The sequence below is a fragment of the Pseudomonas entomophila genome, assembly GCF_029478665.1.
Lineage (GTDB): Bacteria > Pseudomonadota > Gammaproteobacteria > Pseudomonadales > Pseudomonadaceae > Aquipseudomonas > Aquipseudomonas entomophila_F.
Window position 1 is genome coordinate 36,134 of sequence record NZ_JARPQB010000033.1, and the last position, 21,801, is coordinate 57,934.

A 21,801-nucleotide genomic window follows, 5' to 3' on the forward strand; every position below is an offset into this window, starting at 1 on the left:
GCTATGCCGGTGTTCGCCGGCAAGGCCGGCTCCTACGACGATCGCGCCAGCTTTATCCTGGCGTGGTGTACTCTGCCCCAGGTGCGGCACTTCACCGCACCCCGGCATTTTTTCCTATACTCCGCCGTACAATAGCCACCACGATTCCTGACCGGATCTCTCCATGCCCCCACGTCGGCACATCGCCTGGATAGCCTGCCTTGCAGTGCTGTTCAACCTGCTGGCCATGCCGCTGTCCTCTGCCGCGCCGAAAGGCCCGGCCGAGCAGCTGCTGTGGGGGGCGTTCTGTTCCAGCATGGCGAACAAAGCCAAGGTCGATGTCCAGGCCCTGGCCAAGATCGACCTCGGCACGCAAAGCGACGACAGCGCCAGCATGATGAACTGCTGGTGCTGCCTGGGCGCCGCGCCCCTGCTGGCCCTGCCCGGCTACCCGCCGCAGCTGCACAACCCTCCCGTGCAGCCGGCAAGCCACTCGCCGCAACTCGCCGACTACCAACCCACGCCGCGCCAGCTATGGCCCGCGCTCAATCCCCGTGCCTCTCCCCTGGCCTGAGTTCACTACGCTGTCTGCCTGAACCTCAACAGATCGGAGACTCACCCATGCTCAAGCAAGCCCTCGTCCTGGCCGCCCTGCTGCTGCCCGGCGCCTATGCCAACGCCCACGAATACAGCAAAGGCGACCTGCACATCGCCCACCCCTGGTCGCTGGAGCTGCCGCCGAACGCGCCCAATGTCGCGGCGTACTTCGTCGTGCACAACAACGGCAAGAGCGATGACCGCCTGCTCTCGGCGGACACACCCATCAGCACCGACGCCCAACTGCATGAACATACGATGAGCGCCGCCGGCGCCATGAAGATGCAGCAGGTGCAAAGCGTGGTGGTGCCCGCCGGCAAGGACCTGACCTTCGCCCCCAGCGCCTACCATGTGATGATCATGCAGCCCAAGGACCGCAGCCTGCTGACCGATGGCAAGCGCTTCCCGCTGACCCTGCACTTCGAGAAGGCCGGTGACATCACCGTCGAGGTCGCCGTGCAGAAGCAGCCGCCCGCCGACCAGGCGCAGCACGAGCACACGCACTGATCAGCTAGCTGACTGGCGCTCGCCATGAGCCTGCCGCGCTACAGCTCCGCCCGTACTACCCGCCCTGATCGCAGGCGCGTCGGTGGCGGCTGGCTGAGCCTGTTCGCCATGTGGATGATCTTCATCGGCCCGCTGGTTTCCCAGTCGATGCCGATGGAGCACCACGCCGGCATGCCCATGGACATGTCGATGAGCATGCCCATGGCGCATGGCCACGACGAGCACCACGGCCACGGCAACGATGGCCAGTTGCATGTGATGTGGGAGAAGTGCGGCTACTGCAGCCTGCTGTTCAACTGCCCCGCCCTGCCCCAGACCCTCAGCCCGCTCAGCGCGGGCAGCGTCACCCCACCCAGCCACCTCACCGTCGCCACGCGCCAGGGCCATGCCCGGCAGGCTGTATTCCCCGGCGCCCGCAGCCGCGCGCCGCCCCGTTCTATCGTCGTTTGAACACAACACGATAAACGCCCGAAGCCAGGAGGCTTCGCGCTGACTCACGACTGATCGACTGGAATCACTATGTCCGGCTGCACCCCTGTTTTTACCCTTTCCCTGCGCGGCACCGTCGCCGTGCTCTGCGGCTCGCTGCTCGCGCCACTGGCCTTTGCCGCCGAAACCGGCCATGAAGGCCATGTACACGACCCGGCCGAGCTGAGCCCGACGGTGATCACCGCCATCGCCCCCAGCTCGCCGCTGACCGTGGTCACCAACCCCAAGGACCCGCGCCAACCCGTGCCGGCCAGCGACGGTGGCGACTACCTCAAGACCATCCCCGGCTTCTCGGTGATCCGCGCCGGCGGCACCAACGGCGACCCCGTGCTGCGCGGCATGTTCGGCTCGCGCCTGAACATCCTCACCAACGGCGGCATGATGCTCGGCGCCTGCCCTGGCCGCATGGACGCCCCGACCTCGTACATCTCGCCGGAAACCTACGACCGCCTCACCGTGATCAAGGGCCCGCAAAGCGTGATCTGGGGCCCGGGCGGCTCCGCTGGCACCATCCTGTTCGAGCGTGAGCCGGAGAAATTCGGCGAGCTGGGCAGCCGGGTCAACGGCAGCGTGCTGGCCGGCTCCAACGGCCGCTTCGACAAGGTGCTCGACGCTGCGGCCGGCAATCAGCTCGGCTATGTGCGCTTCATCGGCAACCAGTCGCACTCGGACGACTTCGAGGACGGCAACGGCGACACCGTGCCTTCGCGCTGGGACAAGTGGAACGGCGATGTCAGCCTCGGCTGGACCCCGGACGCCGACACCCTGCTCGAACTGACCGCCGGCAAGGGCGATGGCGAGGCGCGTTCGGCCGGGCGCGGCATGGACGGTTCGCAGTTCAAGCGCGAAAGCCTGGGGCTGCGTTTCGAGAAGTCCAACCTCGGCGAGGTGCTCGACAAGGTCGAGGCGCAGGTCTACTACAACTACGCCGACCACGTGATGGACAACTACACCCTGCGCTCGACCGTCGGGATGCCGATGGCCAGCAACGTCGACCGCCGCACCCTCGGCGCACGGATCAAGGCGACCTGGCGCTGGGCCGATGTACAACTGATCAGCGGCATCGATGCCCAAACCAACGAGCACCGCAAGCGCAACGGCATGGGCATCGACACGTACAAGGCCAAGCCCTGGGACAAGGACGCCGACTTCCATAACTATGGCGTGTTCGGCGAGTTGACCTGGTACGCCACCGGCGAAGACCGTTTGATCACCGGCGCGCGCCTGGACCGCGCCTCGGCCCGCGACTTCCGCAAGGGCGCTACCAGCGGCGACACCCGCGCCGACACCTTGCCCAGTGGCTTCGTGCGCTATGAGCACGACCTGGCAGCCGTGCCGGCCACCACCTACATCGGCCTGGGCCACACCCAGCGCTTCCCGGACTACTGGGAGCTGTTCTCGCCGACCCTGGCACCCACCGGTTCGGTGAATGCCTTCGACGGCATCAAGCCGGAAAAGACCACCCAACTCGACTTCGGCATCCAGTACCGCGACGAACGCCTGGAAGCCTGGGCGTCGGGCTACGTCGGGCAGATCCGCGACTACATCCTGTTCGACTACGTGCCAGGTATGGGCGGCATGGGCAGCCGACTCGTTTCCCAGGCGCAGAACGTCGACGCGCGCATCATGGGCGGCGAACTGGGCGCGGCCTACAAGCTGACCGAGAACTGGAAAGCCGATGCCACCCTGGCCTACGCCTGGGGCAAGAACAGCAGCGACGGCAAGGCCCTGCCACAGATGCCACCGTTGGAAAGCCGCCTGGGCCTGACCTACAGCCGCGACACCTGGAGCGTCGGCGCCCTGTGGCGCCTCGTAGCGGAGCAGAACCGCATCGCCAAGAACCAGGGCAACGTGGTCGGCAAGGACTACGACACCAGCTCAGGCTTTGGCGTGTTCTCGCTCAACGGCGCCTACAAGATCAACAACAACCTCAAGCTCAGCGCGGGTGTCGACAACCTGTTCGACAAGGCCTACGCCGAGCACCTGAACCTGGCCGGGAACGCCGGGTTCGGCTACCCGGCCAACGCCACGGAACCGGTGAACGAGCCAGGCAGGACCTTCTGGACCAAGGTCGACTTCAGCTTCTGACAACAACAAACGGGCGCGGGACCTGACCGCGCCCAACCAAGGTCTACGGGAGGCTCTCATGAGCAAACCAAACGTTTCCTTCTACAACCTTGCGTGGCGCTGGCATTTCTATGCCGGGCTGTTCGTGGCGCCGTTCATGATCCTGCTGGCGATCACCGGGATCATCTACCTGTTCAAGCCACAGCTCGACCCGCTGCTGTACCGCGAGCTGATGGTGGTCGAGGCCGGCCATCACCGGCAAAGCGCCGACACCCTGCTGGCCAACGTGCGCCAGGCTTATCCACAGGGCCATGTCGGCCAGTACCTGCCACCGCTGAATGCCGAACGCAGCGCGCAGTTCGTGGTGCATGACGGCGGCCGCGAGCTGAACGTGTTCATCGACCCGTACAGCGGCAAGGTGCTGGGCGAGCAGGACGGCAAGCAGAACCTGCAAGCCATCGCCCGCGCCCTGCATGGCGAACTGATGGTCGGCACGGTCGGTGACCGGCTGGTGGAACTGGCGGCCGGCTGGGGCATCGTTCTGGTCGTGTCCGGCCTCTATCTCTGGTGGCCACGCGGGCGCAACAGCGCCGGCGTGCTGTGGCCACGTTTCAGCGCACGCGGCCGGGTGCTGTGGCGCGACCTGCATGCCGTCACCGGCTTCTGGGGCTCGGCCCTGCTGCTGTTGATGCTGATCAGCGGCATGACCTGGACCGGGCTGTGGGGCAAGCAGTATGCCGACCTGTGGAACCGCTTTCCGGCGGCCATGTGGAATGACGTGCCGAAGTCCGATAAAGAAGCGCGTGACCTCAACAGTGCCCATCGCCAGACCGTGCCGTGGGCCCTGGAGAACACCCCGATGCCGGTGTCCGGCGCCCATGCCGAGCATGCCGGGCATCACAGGATGGACCACGCACCCGCGGCGCCGCAGGTCAGCCTGCAACAGGTCGAGGATGTCGCCACCCTGCGCCAGGTCGAGCCGGGCTACAGCATCACCCTGCCGACCCGTGCCGAGGGCGTGTTCACCATCGCGGTGTTCGCCGACGATCCGCGCAACGACGCCACCCTGCATGTGGACCAGTACACCGGAAAGGTGCTGGCCGATGTGCGCTGGCAAGACTACAGCCCGGTGGCCCGCGCCACGGAGCTGGGGGTGATGCTGCATGAGGGCAAGATGTTCGGGCCGTTGAACCAGATCGTCATCCTGCTGGTGTGCCTGATGATCCTGCTGGGCTCGGTGAGCGGGCTGGTGATGTGGTGGAAGCGCAAGCCGGATGGTGGGCTGGGGGTGCCGCCGCTGCGCCATGACCTGCCGCGCTGGAAGACGGCGGTGGGGGTGATGGTGGTACTGGGGGTCGCCTTCCCGCTGGTGGGGGCCTCGATGGTGGTGATGTGGGTGGTGGATAGCCTGGTGGTGAGACGCCGGGCCATGGTTCAGGCTTGAGATTGCCGGGGGCGCTTTGCGCCCCTTTCGCGGCACAAGGCCGCTCCTACAGGGGATCGCGGTCGCCTGTAGGAGCGGCCTTGTGCCGCGAAAGGGCTGCGCAGCAGCCCCACCCATCCATTGACCGCGATCATGTCCACGACCGCGCTGCACCGCCAAGATCGTGTCGATCTGCCACGCCCGTGATCGGAACACGACGTGATAGCCTACGCGGCTTTCGCTCACAAAAAGACTGACCCTCAATGGAATGCAGCCTATGACCCGGACCTCCCAGACACCCTCTGAAGAGCAACACCTGCAACGCAACCTGACCAACCGCCACATCCAGCTCATCGCCATTGGCGGCGCCATCGGCACCGGCCTGTTCATGGGCTCGGGCAAGACCATCAGCCTGGCCGGCCCGTCGATCATCTTCGTCTACATGATCATCGGCTTCATGCTGTTCTTCGTCATGCGCGCCATGGGCGAGCTGCTGCTGTCGAACCTCAACTACAAGTCGTTCATCGATTTCTCCGCCGACCTGCTCGGCCCCTGGGCCGGCTACTTCACCGGCTGGACCTACTGGTTCTGCTGGGTGGTCACCGGCATCGCCGACGTGGTGGCGATCGCCGCCTACACCCAGTTCTGGTTCCCCGACCTGCCGCAGTGGATACCGGCGCTGAGCTGCGTGGCCCTGCTGCTGTCGCTGAACCTGGTGACGGTGAAGATGTTCGGCGAGATGGAGTTCTGGTTCGCCCTGATCAAGATCATCGCCATCATGGGCCTGGTCGCCACCGGCCTGTACATGGTCATCACCGGCTTCCAGTCGCCAAGCGGGCACACCGCTAACCTGGCCAACCTGTGGAATGACGGCGGCATGTTCCCCAACGGTATGCTCGGCTTCTTCGCCGGCTTCCAGATCGCCGTGTTCGCCTTCGTCGGCATCGAACTGGTGGGCACCACCGCGGCCGAAGCGAAGAACCCCGAGCGCACCTTGCCGCGGGCGATCAACTCGATCCCGATCCGCATCATCGTGTTCTATGTACTGGCGCTGATCGCGATCATGGCCGTGACCCCATGGCGTGACGTGGTGCCGGGCAAGAGCCCGTTCGTCGAGCTGTTCGTGCTGGCCGGCCTGCCGGCGGCGGCAAGCATCATCAACTTCGTGGTGCTGACTTCTGCGGCCTCGTCGGCCAACAGTGGTGTTTTCTCCACCAGCCGCATGCTGTTCGGCCTGGCCCAGGAGGGCGATGCGCCCAAGGCGTTCGAGAAACTCTCGCGCCGCGCGGTGCCGGCCAACGGCCTGTACTTCTCCTGCACCTGCCTGCTGCTGGGCGCGGTGCTGATCTACCTGGTACCCAATGTGATCGAAGCCTTCACCCTGGTGACGACGGTGTCGGCGGTGCTGTTCATGTTCGTGTGGACGCTGATCCTGCTGTCGTACCTGAGCTACCGCAAGAACCGCGCGGCGCTGCATGAAGCGTCGAGCTACAAGATGCCCGGCGGGCGCTTCATGTGCTACGTGTGCCTGGTGTTCTTCGCTGGCATTCTGGTGCTGTTGAGCCTGGAGGCGGATACCCGCTCGGCGCTGGTGGTGACACCGATCTGGTTCTTGTTGCTGGCAGTGACCTACCAGTTTGTGCGCAGCAAGCGCCAGCCGCGGGTGGCCGTGTATAACCGTTGAGTAACCGGCGGGCCGCTACGCGGTCCGCCTCACCCAGCCAGCGCGAAGCATAGCTGGCCATGTGTGCCACCTGACAATTCTGCCAGTTGTGCGCTCCCCTGCACCGTTCTTGAATAGCGAGAAGTCATTCTCGCACCGGCTCTACGTCGCGTGCGCCCGCCACGCATCACGGAGCTAGTTGCCATGGCTACTCAACACACGGATAACAGTGCCAACACCTATGCAAAGTTGTTTCCCGAACAACTCGCCAATCTAGCGAACCCCGACGCGCCGGAATCGAACAGCGGCCCAATCGCCTATCTGCACGACCTATATAAAGAGGTGTTGGCGCAGGAGGGAAACAGCAGATCGACAGATCGCCTGACCCTGGCACAACGCCGCCCTGATATTGCGCAGTTGTTCCTGGACCCGGATAGCCTTGAGCAACCCATATCCGCGTTGACACTGGCCGTACGTAGCCTTGCTCGACAAGCACAAAGCCATGCCGGCGCCACGGCTTATTTGCCCGAAGTGCTCGCCAGCGCCGGTAAACATGCCGATCTGCCGTTCCACGCGGCTCAGGAGCAGATCAAGGCGACGCTAAAACAGCGAAAATTATCTTACTTCGACCTGCTGCAACAGGCTCAGTACAGTTACCCCAACTTCTGCAACCAGCACTTGCGAGATGATGATCTTCGCGAGGTCATGCTCAAGGCATGCGGCCTCAGCCCGGCGTTGAAAAGCCTCTTGCTGGATCACTCTGCAATCACTGAGGCCAGCTATAAGTGGCAATCGCTCTACGGTGTGCCGGACACGATCGAAGCCCCCCTCACCCACTTGCAGGATATCGACACCTACTGCCGCCAATCGGGTTTGACGACCCCAGAAGTTTTGCAACTCCTGGCCGTTTCCGGCATTGATGACAATGCCCAGACAGGCTTCACCTCCGTGCGATGCTCTCAACACTACAGCGCGGGGAAACCCGCCGACGGCCTGCAGTACGGCGCGATTTATCTCAATGCAGGGCGTACCACCGCGCTGACTGTAAAAGATGCCCGTACTGAGGCGGGTATCACTCTGCAGTTTGACCAACCCACACAATCCAGCCTGGTGCGCATGTACCAGATGGTTCGCCTGCAACGCGCACTGGAACTTCCCTTCGCCGAGGTCGACTGGCTGCTGGTATCGATCCTGCGCGCCCAGGGGCAGACCGGTGACTGGCGAATCACAGACGAGACCCTGCAAGCGCTGGGCGTGTACCTCTACCTCAACGAAGCCCATGCTGTCAGCGCCGAGCAGTTTGCGGCATTGATCTATCAGGTATGCCCTTACTCCACCAATGAAAACCCACCGCTGCTGGACCGTGTGCTGGATGGACCACGTGGTGAGCACGCTGCCGAGTTACAGGCACCGCTGCAGGTCAATGACGAGCCGTTCGACCCTGCGGATAATGACGCGGGCCAGCACCAGATCCTCGCCGGATTGAACGTTGCGCTTGGCTGCGATGAACACACAACCCTTGCTTACCTCGAGCAGGCAAGGCAGGCACTGAAGCTGCAACAACCGAATACGTCATTGCCAGTAATCTCCTCCCTGTACCGGCTCAGCCGGCTCCATCGCCTGCTGCAACGTGACTTTGCCCAGTACATAAGCATGCTTGCGCTGTTGGATCCGGCAGGCCAACGATTGCTACCACAGCTTGCTGGCACGCCGGCTGTGAGCAGTGACGTCGACACCGACATGCTTGATGTGCTGGTAGCGCTGAGTAACCTTGATCGCTGGCTACGCCAGGAGCAGGTAGCGCCTTTGGACCTGCTCGGCGCGCTGACCGAGGTCAAAGATGCCAAGCTCTCGTCCGACAGCTCGCTGGTCAGAGCAATCAATCAGCTGCTGCCGAAGAACGATGCCACAGCAGGGCCCACCGCACCTGCTGCGCCGATCGCTACGAAGAATACGGCCAGTGATGAGGCCACAACGGATACGTTCATCGCTCAGTTGCTGATGATGGCGTTCGCAGGCAGCGGCAAAGATGTCATATTCAGTCAAGCGCATGTCGGCACGTTGCTACGTTGGTGCAACACCACTGCCGGTGAGCTGTGGGCAGACATCGAGCGTGCCACCGACGAGCAGGGCTGCTTGCTACAGCCACAGCAGCTTGACGGCAGCCTGTGGCTGACGCTGAAGCGTCACGCGCAGGTCATCAACCTGCTGCGCCTGAGCCCAATGACGATCACGACCCTGTGCGACATGCCCGAACGCTTCGATCTGCAAGGCGATGTGAGTCTGGATGCAGAGGCCGGCTCGACCGACCAGAGCGGTGCCCAACAGGCACCCGCCAAGCCGCCGACCCTCGATCTGGATCTGTGCTATCAGCTCAGTCGCTATCGGCGCCTGATCGAAGTCAGTCGCGCCAATCGCCTCAGTGAGGCCGATACTGCCCGTTACCTGACAAACCATAGCCATAGCGAAGATTCCGCGGCAGTTGAGTCGGCCGTCGAAGCGCTGAGCGCACTGACAGGCTGGTCGAAAACCGAAACGGCTGAAGCCGTCCCCTACAACCGGACGCTTGTTGATTTCCAGAACCCCATTCCACGATTTGACACCTATCTTGCCGGGCTGACCGCGGAAGAAGCTGCGCTGATAAGGAAGGAGGGGCAAAAACGATTCGTTACTGACTTTGTGCTGCGTTATAAAGCTCCCGAGAAATATAACGACACGTTGCTTCAAAGTGCCGTAGAAAAGTTTGATAAGTTCCTCAAGGACAACCCCGGTCCCCTCAGGGTCACGAGCAAGCAATATGGGAACCTTGGCAACCCTGCCTACTGGACTCGAATGGCAGAAGAGTGGAAAGCCTACAATATCGCAAAGGGGAATACTTTTTACAAACATCGCCTCTTCAGCCCGATCTCATTCGAACAGCTACCCGAGGGTTGGGACAAGGAAGCGCGTTGGCACCCCTGTGTCCCCTCAACGGTCACTGATCTCGACTATGTTCTGCGCTTGCAGGCACTGTGTTATCAGACAGGTTTGAGCTGCAGCACCTTGACTGCCCTTGAGGGTCTGGAAGACGACAGTCCTTATCTGGCAGTCGAGGCCGTCAGTCATGCGCTGATGACGGGGCTTGACGCCGATTGCCGCGAAAACGTGGAGAAACGGCAGCATGAAGGCTGGCGCAACGCCCTGGCTGCGTACCTGATCGCTTATTGGGCACCCGCGAACACGAGCACTCAGTCAATTGCCACCTTCGACCAACTGTCGGACTACTGCCTTACCGACATCAAGGTCAGCAGCGAGGTCGTGACCACGCCTCTCAAACACGCCATTGGCAGCCTGCAACACTATCTGTTCCGATTGTTCGCCCATCTTGAGCCGGGCTACCCAGGTCTTGCGGCATCGGACGGGGAGATCACCGCATGGCAACGCGACCTGACTCAATACAAGACCTGGAAACGCCGCGTGGAACAGCGCAACCACCCTGCCAATCTTATTCACTACGCCAACCGCCCAAACAAGAGCGCAGCCTACAAGGACCTCGAGGTTGAACTCAGCCAGGGCAAGCTGGACAACGACCGGTTAGATGTCGCCATCGCCAACTACCTCACCAAGTTCGAGCGGATCAGCAACCTGCACGTGATCAGTGGCTACCTGGATGGCCACGATCCCAAGAAGGACGTTTATCACTTGATCGCGAGAACCAACAGTACCCCGGTGGAGTATTACTGGCGCACGTTGGATATCAGCCAGTGCGATAGCGAGGGGCAACTGAGACCCTCGGCCTGGAGCGAATGGGAAAAAATCACCCTGGCGCCAGGCGGTGAGATCGTGCGTTACGAGCGCGAGATCACGTCACCCAAAAAGCAGGACGTAGCCACTGAAGACAGTAAAGCTGCAACACCCGCCAAGGCCTGGACCGAACTGGTTCGCCCGGTGGTGATCGAGGGTCGCCGCTATGTGTTCTGGGTGGAACGCAGCACGACCGATTTGCCCGATGGCGAAAACCCTGGCAAGAGCAAGGTGGGAAAACGCAAATTTTCGGTTAATTACAGCTTCCAACAAAGCGACGAGAGTTGGAGCACCGCCAATGAAATAATGTGCCTGGATGGGTGGATCGACGGTGCCTGGAAAACGGACCAAGCCAGAGATGTAAATTTCAAGCCCGGATTGATCGTCATTGTGAATAAAGAAGGGCCGCGAGAGGAAGACCCTTGGCTGGTTGCCTTGCTCTATGACACTGCCGCAACCGATGCAAGCACAACGCTGGTCAGAAACAAAAATTACTATATCGAAGCGCGAGACCTATTACTGATAGACACTCAGCCACTCGAAGACCAAGCCAGTACAGAGCTAGCCTCTCTACTCCTCAAAACTTATGCCACCGAAAATCTTGTTCAGCATACTTATGACGGAGAGAAACAAGAACTCTCTCTTACCTACTCTGCAATTTTCTACAAACCTAAACTAAAAGCCGTTCAAGATAAATTAAAAGCTACGGTATATTTTACCACGGACTTTTTAGAGGAATACAAGACACAGTATAACATACCCAAAAAAACATCCCTCAGCGATGACTTTAATATCATCGAAAAGGATTTCTTTAAGTTATTCAACGCCATCAAAAGCAATGAAACCAATGAAAGCTATGAAAGCGATGAAAGAGATGACGACAAAAAGTTTTCATCAGCATTGCCATCCATAGACATTAAAGTATCGCTTGAAAACAATACGGCGACAGTTACACCCACCCTAAACCTAAAGCTACCCAAATACGCCAAAGCTTATGTAACTTATCACACCGACCTACCCGCCATCAGTCCAGGTTGCGTACCACTAGAGTCGGGCACTGTGATTCGCCTGGACAACTTTAATTCCAAAAGACTGTACATCACGGTGCTAATCATAATAGTCTATATAGATTGCAACAAAGCCACGGGCGCCTGCTTCGCGTACGATTTTCGCTACATTCATATCCACCACAAAAAAGACGAACTCTGGCAACTTGCAATACAGCGCTCACCGCGCCAAGCCCAGTACCTGGACCTTACCGCGGCCAAGGATATTGAGCCGCTTTTACTGGCTGAAAAATTCCGCCTGAATACTTTATTCGGCAAACAACTGGTCGCGCGCGCAACCCACGGCGTGCACAAGGTCCTGGAGTGGAAAACGCAAAACCTGCTCGAACCCACCCTGGACAACACAGAGGAGGATGTCGAAATGGATTTCCAGGGTGCCAATGCCCTGTACTTCCGCGAACTGTTCCTTCACGTGCCCGCCATGATTGCTTCGCGCCTGACCGAACAACAAAAATTCGAGGACGCCGAGAGCTGGTATCTGCGTTACCTGTTCAACCCTTACCGCATCCACGACGACGAACAGGGCAGGCCAGCCCCCTGGTGTACCCGCCCGTTGTCAGAAGCCCACAACTCAAGCTCGGTACTGGAGAAGGATGTCGTTCCGATCGAACAGGTATTTTTCCACTCGCAGTTCTATCAGGAAGCCGTCTTTCTGTCGCTGCTGGAAAACTGGCAGCTGAAGGGCGACCACTTCTATCGCCAGGGCACCGTCGGCTCGCTGAACCAGGCCTGGGTCTGCTATCAGCAAGCCTATGGTTTGCTCGGCTCACTCCCTGAAACGACTACCGCCTCTCGCTGGGTACCCGTTGCCCTGGACGCACTCGACGAGTCTACCCTGCGCAAGCCCATCAACCCTCGCGTGCAGCAACTGCGAGACACCCTCACCTCCCGGTTGTTCAACTTGCGGCACGGCCTTGACCTGGACGGCAGACGCCTGCCTCCTATGGACTTCAAGGACGACAGCGAGCAGAGCTTCATCCCTGGTGAAGGCGGCAAAGGCGATCAGCCCAACACCTCACATGCCGGCCTGGGCGCCGTGCCGGCATACCGCTTCCGCCAACTGTTACCGATTGCCCGGGCCGCTGCCCAGCAACTGCTGGACTTTGGCCGTCATTACCTGCGGCTGATGGAGCGAGAGGATGACCTGGAGGACGAACTCGAGCTCAAGGCACACGAAATCAAGATGGCCGAGTTCGCGGTGCGCCTGCAGAAAGAGGCGATCAACAGCCTTGCCGCCAGCAACAATGGCTTGATCATCAGCCGCAATGCTGCAACCGCCAGGCGCACCTACCTGAGCGACTTGATTGAGGTAGGGCGCTCACCCGAAGAACTGGCCGCGACGGCCCTGACCTGGGCGGCCAACGGCGCAACGCTGCTGAGCATTCCATTCGAGTTCGCAGCAGGCATGACCGATGCGGCAGTCCCGACCATCTATGGCTTCGCCTTCGGTGGCAACCGGCCTGGTTCGATCGGCAACAAGATAGCGCTGGGCCTGCGCATCGGCGGCGAAGCGGCACGAATGGCCGCCGACGAGTTGTTGCTTCAGGACCAATACAACCGCCGTGCTGCTGAGTGGAATTTCGAACGCCAGCAAGTGGATTGGGACCTCAAGCTGATCGATCAGGAAATTGTCGTCAGCGATATCGAACGCAAGGCTGCCAACCTGGCCCTGGCCCAGGCGCAAGCAGAACTCGCCCAATTGAAAGCGGTCTACGAGGACATGATCAGCGGCTTTATTGCGCCGGCCTCCTACAACTGGATGGTCGAACGTCAGCAACAAATCCATGCCAGCGCATATCACGCGGTACGCTCGCTGTGCCTGGAGGTAGAGACGGCCTGGCGCTACGAGATCGGCGACTACCGGCGTGACAGCTTCATCAACACCAATGCCTGGCAAGAGGACTACAAAGGCATGCTGGTAGGTGAATCGCTGCTGGTGGACTTGCAGGAAATGGAAAACGAGTACCTGGCCAAGAACAAGCGGCGGTTGACCATCAAGAGGTCGTTCAGCCTCAAGAAAAAACTAGGCGGCCAAGTTAAATGGGACAAAGTGTTTGAAGCAAATGCCGAGCGCACCGCCCCGCTGATCCATTCATTCGAGTTCACGGCAGAGGACTTCGACAAGAGTTATCCGGGCCAATACTTGCGCCAGCTCAAACATTTGTCGGTATCGCTGGTGCTCAAAGCGGGCAAGAACGTCGAGGAACTCTGTGCGCTGCTCAAGCAGACAGCCAGTACGACGCTGCTCAAACCCAACGAAGCGGCGGCCCGCTCGTTCTACCCGGGCAAAGACGATGACTCGACAGTAATAGCCGCACGTAATGACACCAAGCTGCTCCTGCGCAACCCGCGCGAAAACCAGCAGATCGCCTTGTCGTCGACAGTGGCCGAAGACGGGCTGGGCTACGATGCGGGTACCTGGGTCTACGAGTTGATGTTCCACGATGGCCGTTATCTGCCATTCGAGGGTACCGGGGCTATCTCGAAATGGACGCTGGAGCTGCTGGGCGATGAGGGCCTGCTCAAGGATCTTTCTGTTATCGACGACATCAAGTTCAACATGGTGTACACGGCCGAGGCCGGGGATGACACGTTCACCAAGGCAATTGGTGATATCAGAAAACCCTCAGCGCAGCAGAGCAAAGCTTAACGGCTAATGGCCCTGGGGCCGCTGCGCGGCCCCAGGACTTTCAGCCAGCCACTAACCCTGCTCCAGCCCCTCGAGCACCGCCTCGGCCAATGCCAACCCCTTCTCCAGCGAGTTCTCCGTCGCCGTCAGCAGACTGCGCAACGGCTCCCCCGCCTTCTCCAGCGCGGCGGCATTGGTCTCATACGCCGCCTTCAAGGCCGCCACGGCGCACACCAGCGCATCCTCGCTATCAACGCCAGCACGTACCGAGAGGATCGGATCGTGGGCGTGATTGCAGGTGCCGAAGTGGGAATTGGCGGTGACGGGACGGGATTTGCGGGGACTGTGGTTGACCAGCGATTCCGGGTTCATGGCTGCACCTCTCGATGAAAGGTGGCGATTTCAGCAAATGCGAACGGTGGATCTGGAACGATCTTCTTGAGCATGGTGCATCTCCTTGCGGCTCTCCGTAATGACGCTCCGCACCCACACGCCAATATGGGTGGACGGAGCCGTGCGGGTTGGCGTACCGGACAGAGAGAGCCGGTGAGCCCGAAGGCTCCCACACACGGCTCCGCCCATAACGGGTGCAGCCATGCAGGGCACTGTTGAAAGTGCCCGCTCTCTGTATCCGGGACGCCAATCCCGAACCGCAGAAGCTACTGCGGTGCGGCACGGTACTCAAGTACCGCCTATGTGTCAAAATGTTGGCCGGCAAACGCCTTCAGCAAGCCCCTTCCCCATACTGCGACCGCACACCTGAAGGGGACTGCTTTGCAGTCCATCGCGGATGAATCCGCTCCTACAGGTTGCGCCGTGCCTGTAGGAGCGGATTCATCCGCGATGGGCCGCACAGCGGCCCCAATCCTGTGCAGACCCAACCCGCAAGCACCATCCTGGCCCCAACCCGCGCCCCGATTCGTCGCACAACCGCTCTACCACGCCCATTCCATCGCTCGGCACAGCCCTTGCAACCTCCGACCTGGCCAACCCCCACCATCACATCGGAGTGAGCACATGAAGCGACGCAGTCTGATCAAGGCCTTCACCCTCGGCGCATCGATCGCCGCGATGGGCCTGAGCTGGAGCATCCAGGCCGCCGAGACCATCAAGGTCGGCATCCTGCATTCGCTGTCCGGGACCATGGCGATTTCCGAGACCTCGCTCAAGGACATGGCGCTGATGACCATCGACGAGATCAACGCCAAGGGCGGGGTCAACGGCAAGCAGCTCGAGGCGGTGGTGGTCGACCCGGCGTCCAACTGGCCGCTGTTCGCCGAGAAGAGCCGCCAGTTGCTGACCCAGGACAAGGTCGCGGTGGTGTTCGGCTGCTGGACCTCGGTGTCGCGCAAGTCGGTGCTGCCGGTGTTCGAGGAGCTCAACGGGCTGCTGTTCTACCCGGTGCAGTACGAAGGCGAGGAGATGTCGCCGAACGTGTTCTACACCGGCGCCGCGCCCAACCAGCAGGCGATCCCGGCGGTGGAGTACCTGATGAGCGAGGACGGCGGCGGCGCCAAGCGCTTCTTCCTGCTGGGCACCGACTACGTCTACCCGCGCACCACCAACAAGATCCTGCGCGCCTTCCTGCACAGCAAGGGCGTGGCCGACAAGGACATCGAAGAGGTGTACACGCCGTTCGGCCACAGCGATTACCAGACCATCGTCGCCAACATCAAGAAGTTCTCCGCCGGCGGCAAGACAGCGGTCATCTCCACCGTCAACGGCGACTCCAACGTGCCGTTCTACAAGGAGCTGGCCAACCAGGGGCTGAAGGCTACCGATGTGCCGGTGGTGGCGTTCTCGGTGGGTGAAGAGGAGCTGCGCGGTATCGACACCAAGCCGCTGGTGGGGCACCTGGCGGCGTGGAACTACTTCGAGTCGGTGGATAACCCGGTCAACCAACAGTTCGTCGCCGACTGGAAGGCCTACGCCAAGGCCAAGAACCTGCCGGGGGCCGACAAGGCGGTGACCAACGATCCGATGGAGGCCACCTACGTGGGCATTCACATGTGGGCGCAGGCGGCGCAGAAGGCCGGCAGCACCGAGGTGGACAAGGTGCGCGAGGCGCTGGCCGGGCAGAGTTTCAAGGCGCCGTCGGGCTTCACCCTGACCATGGACAAGAGCAACCACCACCTGCACAAGCCGGTGATGATCGGCGAGATCCAGGATGACGGGCAGTTCAGTGTGGTGTGGCAGACCGAGGAGCCGCTGCGGGCGCAGCCTTGGAGCCCGTTCATTCCGGGGAATGACAAGCGGCCGGATTATGTGGTGAAGGGTAATTGAGTGCATTGGGGCCGCTGTGCGGCCCTATCGCGGATAAATCCGCTCCTACAGGTCCGTGTGTGTGTGTGTGTAGGAGCGGATTTATCCGCGATGAATCCACCGCCGATTTCCAGGATTGCCCGCATGCTCAAACTCCTGCTCACAGTACTGCTGCTGTTGCCCCTGGCCACCCAAGCCAGCGAAGGCGAATTTTTCCTCACCGCCCAGCCCGCCGAACAGGCCCGTCTGCTTGAAACCTGGGCCGCGCAACCCGATGCCGCCCGCCTGCCGCTGCTGGAAAACCTGCGCCAAGGCCGCATCGCCGAAAACGACAGCCGCAAACTACGCCTGAACAACCGCCTGCGTGGCCTGATCGACAACGCCCTGGCCAGCCATCAACTGTTCAGCGACCAAGCCAACGTGCGCCTGACCGCCGCCCAGCAATTGCAGAAAACCGCACGACCCGCGCAAATGGCCTTCCTCGACCGCCGCTTCGCCAGCGAACCGGACGCCGCCGTGCACGCCGCCCTCGGCCTGGCCCTGGCCAACCTGCAACTGGGCGCGAATGAACCCGCAGTCCGCCTGGCCGCCGTGCGCCTGCTCGGTGAAACCGGCGACCCGCTGGCCCGCACCCGCCTCGAAGCCCTGCTGCAACCCGACGCCGAAACCGACGCCGCCGTGCGCACCGCCGCCGAAACCAGCCTGGCCCAGGTACAGCGCAAGCTGCTGGTCGGTGAATTGCTCGGCCAGGCCTTCAGTGGCCTGTCACTGGGCTCGATCCTGCTGCTGGCGGCGCTGGGCCTGGCGATCACCTTCGGCCTGCTGGGGGTGATCAACATGGCTCACGGCGAGATGCTGATGCTCGGCGCCTACAGCACTTACATGGTCCAGGTGCTGCTGCAACGCCATGCCCCCGGTGCCATCGAGTTCTACCCGCTGATCGCCCTGCCGGTGGCCTTCGCCGTCAGCGCGGGTGTCGGCATGGCGCTGGAGCGCACGGTGATCCGCCACCTGTATGGCCGCCCACTGGAGACCCTGCTGGCCACCTGGGGCATTAGCCTGATCCTGATCCAGGCCGTGCGGCTGATCTTCGGCGCGCAGAACGTCGAGGTGAGCAACCCGGCGTGGCTGTCGGGCGGCATCCAAGTGCTGCCCAACCTGGTACTGCCGTACAACCGCCTGGTGATCATCGGCTTCGCCCTGGCGGTGGTGCTGCTCACCTGGCTGCTGCTCAACCGCACGCGGCTGGGCCTCAACGTGCGCGCGGTCACCCAGAACCGCAACATGGCGGCCTGCTGCGGGGTGTCCACCGGGCGCGTCGACATGCTCGCCTTCGGCCTAGGCTCGGGCATCGCCGGGCTTGGTGGCGTGGCCCTGAGCCAGGTCGGCAACGTGGGGCCGGACCTGGGCCAGAGCTACATCATCGACTCGTTCCTGGTGGTGGTGCTCGGTGGCGTCGGGCAGCTGGCCGGCAGCCTGTGGGCGGCCTTCGGGCTGGGCATCGCCAACAAACTGCTGGAGCCGCAGATTGGTGCGGTGCTGGGCAAGATCCTCATCCTTGCGCTGATCATTCTGTTCATCCAGAAGCGCCCGGAAGGCCTGTTCGCCCTCAAGGGACGGGTAATCGACTGATGAACCAGCCATTGATTGTCACTGCCACGCGCACGGTCGGCACGCGTACTTCACTGGCCATCGGCGCCATTGTCGTCCTGGTGCTGCTGGCCCTGCCGCTGTTGTCGCTGCTGCCCGACGGGCACACCCTGCAGGTCTCGGCCTATACCCTGACCCTGGTCGGCAAGATCCTCTGCTACGCCATCGTCGCCCTGGCCCTGGACCTGGTGTGGGGCTATGCCGGGTTGCTGTCGCTGGGCCACGGCCTGTTCTTTGCCCTGGGCGGCTACGCCATGGGCATGTACCTGATGCGCCAGGCGGCCGGCGACGGCCTGCCGGGGTTCATGACCTTCCTGTCGTGGAGCGAGCTGCCCTGGTACTGGGCCGGCACCCAGCATTTCGCCTGGGCGCTGTGCCTGATAGTGCTGGCGCCGGGGCTGCTGGCGCTGGTGTTCGGCTTCTTCGCCTTCCGCTCGCGGATCAAGGGCGTGTACTTCTCGATCATGACCCAGGCCCTGACCTTCGCCGGCATGCTGCTGTTCTTCCGCAACGAGACCGGCTTTGGCGGCAACAACGGTTTCACCAGCTTCCGCACCATCCTCGGTTTCGACATCGCCGCCCAAGGCACCCGGGCCGTGCTGTTCTTGCTGACGGTCGGCCTGCTGCTGGGCAGCCTGTTCCTGTGCTGGCGTTTGACCCAGAGCAAGTTCGGCCGCCTGCTCACCGCCGTGCGCGATGCGGAAAACCGCCTGATGTTCTGCGGCTACGACCCACGCGGCTTCAAGCTGCTGGTGTGGGTGCTCAGCGCCGTGCTGTGTGGCCTGGCCGGGGCGCTGTACGTGCCGCAGGTGGGCATCATCAACCCCAGCGAGATGTCGCCGACCAACTCTATCGAAGCGGCCGTGTGGGTGGCCCTGGGCGGGCGTGGCACGCTGATCGGGCCGCTGCTCGGCGCCGGTCTGGTCAATGGCATGAAGAGCTGGTTCACCGTGGCGTTCCCCGAGTTCTGGCTGTTCTTCCTCGGCGCGCTGTTCATCCTCGTCACCCTGTACCTGCCCAAGGGCGTGGTCGGCCTTGTGAAGAAAAGGAGCCAGCCATGAGAAGCGTGCCCCCGGTGCATCCGGAATTCATGCTGGAGCCGATCTTCGACCAGATCGGCAGCGGCCGCGAGGCCATCGGCCTGGGCCGGCGCCGCGAAGCCGGGCTCGACACCCGCCACGGCACGGTGCTGAGCCTGGAAGGCATCAGCGTCAGCTTCGATGGCTTCAAGGCGCTCAACGACCTGAACCTGTACATCGGCGTCGGCGAACTGCGCTGCATCATCGGCCCCAACGGCGCCGGCAAGACCACGATGATGGACGTGATCACCGGCAAGACCCGCCCCGACAGCGGCACGGCGTATTTCGGCGACACCCTCGACCTGACCCGCATGAGCGAGTGCCAGATCGCCCAGGCCGGCATCGGCCGCAAGTTCCAGAAGCCCACGGTGTTCGAGGCGTTGACGGTATTCGAGAACCTGGAGCTGGCGCTCAAGGCCGACAAGTCGGTGTGGGCCAGCCTGCTGGCGCGGTTGTCCGGCGAGCAGCGCCAGCGCATCGAGGCGGTGCTGGCCACCCTGCGCCTGCTGCCCCTGGCCCAGCGCCAGGCGGGGTTGTTGTCCCATGGGCAGAAGCAGTTCCTGGAGATCGGCATGCTGCTGGTGCAGGAGCCGAGGTTGCTGCTGCTCGACGAGCCGGTGGCGGGGATGACCGATGCCGAGACCGAGTTCACCGCCGAGCTGTTCCGCTCATTGGCGGGCCGGCATTCGCTGATGGTGGTCGAGCATGACATGGGCTTCGTCGGCAGCATTGCCGACCATGTGACGGTGCTGCACCAGGGCAGTGTGCTGGCGGAAGGATCGCTGGCACAGGTGCAGGAGGATGAGCGGGTGGTCGAGGTGTACCTCGGCCGATAACCCCCACGCGCCCTGTAGGAGCCAGCCTTGCTGGCGAACCGCACACCCCGCATTCGCCAGCAAGGCTGGCTCCTACAGGGGTACAACCCAAGGACAAGACATGCTGAAGATCGACACCCTGCACCAATACTACGGCGGCAGCCATATCCTGCGCGGCCTGTCCTTCGAGGCCAAGGTCGGCGAGGTCACCTGCCTGCTGGGCCGCAACGGCGTGGGCAAGACCACCTTGCTGCGCTGCCTGATGGGCCTGCTGCCAGCCCGCGAGGGCCGCGTGGAGTGGGAAGGCAAGCCGATCACCACGCTCAAGCCCCAGCAACGGGTCCAGGCCGGCATCGCCTACGTGCCCCAGGGCCGCGAGATCTTCCCGCGCCTGACCGTCGAGGAAAACCTGCTGATGGGCCTGTCGCGCTTCCCCGCCCGCGAGGCACGGGAAGTGCCCGCCTTCATCTACGCACTGTTCCCGGTGCTGGAGCAGATGAAGCAACGCCGAGGCGGCGACCTCTCGGGCGGCCAGCAGCAACAACTGGCCATCGGCCGTGCCCTGGCCAGCCGCCCGCGCCTGCTGATCCTCGACGAACCCACCGAAGGCATCCAGCCGTCGGTGATCAAGGAGATCGGCGCGGTGATCCGCAAGCTCGCCGACCGGGGCGACATGGCCATCCTGCTGGTGGAGCAGTTCTACGACTTCGCCGAGGAGCTGGCCGACCACTACCTGGTCATGGCCCGCGGCGAGATCGTCCAGCGTGGCCGGGGCGAAAACATGCAGGCCGAAGGTGTGCGCGGCCTGGTTACCATTTAATCTGCAACCACTTCCCTTGCGAGACGCTGTCATGAGTTACCAGATCCGCGACGCCCTGATCGACGACGTGCCGGGCATCCTCGACATCTACAACGACGCCGTACGCAACACCACGGCGATCTGGAACGAAACCCCGGTGGAGCTGGCCAACCGCCTGGCCTGGTTCGAGGCCCGCGCGCAGCAGGGTTATCCGATCCTGGTGGCGATGGACGACAGCGGCGTGCTGGGCTATGCCTCATTTGGCGACTGGCGGCCGTTCGAGGGTTTCCGCCACACCGTCGAGCACTCGGTGTACGTGCGCGGCGACCAGCGCGGCAAGGGCCTGGGCCCGGTGCTGATGGAAGCGCTGATCGAACGGGCGCGCCGTTGCGACAAGCATGTGATGGTCGCCGCCATCGAAAGCGGCAACGCCGCGTCGATCCGCCTGCACGAACGCCTGGGTTTCAATATCACCGGGCAAATGCCGCAGGTGGGGGTGAAATTCGGGCGCTGGCTGGACCTGACCTTCATGCAGCTTTACCTGGATGACAACACCCTTCCCCCGTCAAGGACCTGAACCCCATGAACAGCGCCCAGCTGCACCGCGTGACCCACGAAGGCCTGGCGTTCTACCGCGACAGCCTGGTGGCCCTGTTGCTCGATGCGGTGCGCCAGGGCGCGTCGGTGGGGTTTCTTGCCGATATCGATGAGCAGCAGGCCAAGGCCTACTTCGATGAGGTGAAGGCAAAGCTGGCCAGTGGCGAGCAACTGCTGTGGGTCATTGCCCAGGGGCAGGAGGTGCTGGGCAGTGTGCAACTGGGGTTGTGCCTGAAGCCCAATGGGCTGAACCGGGGCGAAGTGCAGAAGCTGCTGGTGCACAGCGATGCACGGCGGCGTGGGCTGGGGCAGCAGTTGATGGGAGCGCTGGAGGCCGAGGCGCGGCGGATCGGGCGGGGGATGCTGTTTCTCGATACCGAGGCGGGGTCTGGGGC

15 protein-coding genes are annotated in these 21,801 nt (G+C 62.4%); 14 read left to right on the forward strand and 1 reads right to left on the reverse strand.

All coding sequences use genetic code 11. The annotated features are described in order from the left end of the window. The first annotated feature begins 163 nt into the window (after positions 1–163). The 7 genes from P5705_RS17300 (at position 164) to P5705_RS17330 (ending at position 14,225) form a co-directional block, all read left to right on the forward strand. Positions 164–553 carry a DUF2946 domain-containing protein gene (locus P5705_RS17300; RefSeq protein WP_277462084.1) on the forward strand — a complete coding sequence of 130 codons (390 nt, stop codon included), beginning with the start codon at positions 164–166 and terminating at the stop codon, positions 551–553. Between the two features lie 47 nt (positions 554–600). Continuing rightward, on the forward strand, positions 601–1,083 hold the full coding sequence (locus tag P5705_RS17305; RefSeq protein ID WP_277462085.1) for a copper chaperone PCu(A)C: 483 nt from the start codon (positions 601–603) through the stop codon (positions 1,081–1,083). A 24-nt stretch (positions 1,084–1,107) separates the two neighbouring features. Beyond that, the gene (locus P5705_RS17310) at positions 1,108–1,533 is read left to right on the forward strand and encodes a DUF2946 domain-containing protein (protein WP_277462086.1); all 426 of its coding nucleotides are present in this window, start codon (positions 1,108–1,110) and stop codon (positions 1,531–1,533) included. Positions 1,534–1,602: 69 nt separating this feature from the next. After that, the gene (locus P5705_RS17315; protein ID WP_277462087.1) at positions 1,603–3,660 is read left to right on the forward strand and encodes a TonB-dependent copper receptor; all 2,058 of its coding nucleotides are present in this window, start codon (positions 1,603–1,605) and stop codon (positions 3,658–3,660) included. 58 nt (positions 3,661–3,718) lie between these two features. After that, positions 3,719–5,083 (forward strand): PepSY-associated TM helix domain-containing protein, encoded by a 1,365-nt coding sequence (locus P5705_RS17320; protein WP_277462089.1) that lies wholly within the window; start codon positions 3,719–3,721, stop codon positions 5,081–5,083. A gap of 256 nt (positions 5,084–5,339) precedes the next feature. Beyond that, the gene (gene cycA, locus P5705_RS17325) at positions 5,340–6,746 is read left to right on the forward strand and encodes a D-serine/D-alanine/glycine transporter (protein ID WP_277462091.1); all 1,407 of its coding nucleotides are present in this window, start codon (positions 5,340–5,342) and stop codon (positions 6,744–6,746) included. Between the two features lie 183 nt (positions 6,747–6,929). Beyond that, positions 6,930–14,225, forward strand: coding sequence for a neuraminidase-like domain-containing protein (locus P5705_RS17330; RefSeq protein WP_277462092.1), 7,296 nt, complete (start codon positions 6,930–6,932; stop codon positions 14,223–14,225). Between the two features lie 51 nt (positions 14,226–14,276). Here the strand turns inward: P5705_RS17330 and P5705_RS17335 are convergent, their stop codons facing one another. Beyond that, a complete protein-coding gene (locus P5705_RS17335) occupies positions 14,277–14,576 on the reverse strand; it encodes a hypothetical protein (RefSeq protein ID WP_277462093.1) in 300 nt (99 codons plus the stop codon). Positions 14,577–15,221: 645 nt separating this feature from the next. On the opposite strand from P5705_RS17335, the gene urtA reads away from it, so the two are divergent. From urtA to P5705_RS17370, 7 genes are all read left to right on the forward strand, one after another. Next, positions 15,222–16,487, forward strand: a complete 1,266-nt coding sequence (gene urtA / locus P5705_RS17340) for an urea ABC transporter substrate-binding protein (RefSeq protein WP_277462094.1) — start codon at positions 15,222–15,224, stop codon at positions 16,485–16,487. Between the two features lie 123 nt (positions 16,488–16,610). Then, complete coding sequence (gene urtB / locus P5705_RS17345) at positions 16,611–18,098, forward strand: urea ABC transporter permease subunit UrtB (protein WP_277462095.1); 1,488 nt, start codon at positions 16,611–16,613, stop codon at positions 18,096–18,098. Beyond that, complete coding sequence (gene urtC, locus P5705_RS17350) at positions 18,098–19,177, forward strand: urea ABC transporter permease subunit UrtC (RefSeq protein WP_277462096.1); 1,080 nt, start codon at positions 18,098–18,100, stop codon at positions 19,175–19,177. Before urtB ends, urtC begins: the two co-directional genes overlap by 1 nt. After that, positions 19,174–20,031 carry an urea ABC transporter ATP-binding protein UrtD gene (urtD, locus tag P5705_RS17355; protein WP_277462097.1) on the forward strand — a complete coding sequence of 286 codons (858 nt, stop codon included), beginning with the start codon at positions 19,174–19,176 and terminating at the stop codon, positions 20,029–20,031. Before urtC ends, urtD begins: the two co-directional genes overlap by 4 nt. 100 nt (positions 20,032–20,131) lie before the next feature. After that, entirely contained in the window at positions 20,132–20,830 is a 699-nt protein-coding gene (urtE, locus tag P5705_RS17360) for an urea ABC transporter ATP-binding subunit UrtE (protein ID WP_277462098.1), read from the forward strand. 31 nt (positions 20,831–20,861) lie between these two features. Beyond that, positions 20,862–21,386, forward strand: coding sequence for a GNAT family N-acetyltransferase (locus tag P5705_RS17365; RefSeq protein WP_277462099.1), 525 nt, complete (start codon positions 20,862–20,864; stop codon positions 21,384–21,386). Positions 21,387–21,391: 5 nt separating this feature from the next. Beyond that, on the forward strand, positions 21,392–21,801 hold a 410-nt coding region (locus tag P5705_RS17370; protein WP_277462100.1), incomplete at its 3' end, for a GNAT family N-acetyltransferase.

Bases quoted from the DNA above. Each gene is read 5' to 3' on its own strand.
- urtD (WP_277462097.1), top strand. From the start codon at position 19,174: ATGAGAAGCGTGCCCCCGGTGCATCCGGAATTCATGCTGGAGCCGATC.
- urtA (WP_277462094.1), top strand. From the start codon at position 15,222: ATGAAGCGACGCAGTCTGATCAAGGCCTTCACCCTCGGCGCATCGATC.
- P5705_RS17320 (WP_277462089.1), top strand. From the start codon at position 3,719: ATGAGCAAACCAAACGTTTCCTTCTACAACCTTGCGTGGCGCTGGCAT.
- P5705_RS17305 (WP_277462085.1), top strand. From the start codon at position 601: ATGCTCAAGCAAGCCCTCGTCCTGGCCGCCCTGCTGCTGCCCGGCGCC.
- P5705_RS17315 (WP_277462087.1), top strand. From the start codon at position 1,603: ATGTCCGGCTGCACCCCTGTTTTTACCCTTTCCCTGCGCGGCACCGTC.
- P5705_RS17365 (WP_277462099.1), top strand. From the start codon at position 20,862: ATGAGTTACCAGATCCGCGACGCCCTGATCGACGACGTGCCGGGCATC.
- P5705_RS17310 (WP_277462086.1), top strand. From the start codon at position 1,108: ATGAGCCTGCCGCGCTACAGCTCCGCCCGTACTACCCGCCCTGATCGC.
- P5705_RS17335 (WP_277462093.1), bottom strand. From the start codon at position 14,576: ATGAACCCGGAATCGCTGGTCAACCACAGTCCCCGCAAATCCCGTCCC.
- P5705_RS17330 (WP_277462092.1), top strand. From the start codon at position 6,930: ATGGCTACTCAACACACGGATAACAGTGCCAACACCTATGCAAAGTTG.
- urtC (WP_277462096.1), top strand. From the start codon at position 18,098: ATGAACCAGCCATTGATTGTCACTGCCACGCGCACGGTCGGCACGCGT.
- P5705_RS17300 (WP_277462084.1), top strand. From the start codon at position 164: ATGCCCCCACGTCGGCACATCGCCTGGATAGCCTGCCTTGCAGTGCTG.
- urtB (WP_277462095.1), top strand. From the start codon at position 16,611: ATGCTCAAACTCCTGCTCACAGTACTGCTGCTGTTGCCCCTGGCCACC.
- urtE (WP_277462098.1), top strand. From the start codon at position 20,132: ATGCTGAAGATCGACACCCTGCACCAATACTACGGCGGCAGCCATATC.
- cycA (WP_277462091.1), top strand. From the start codon at position 5,340: ATGACCCGGACCTCCCAGACACCCTCTGAAGAGCAACACCTGCAACGC.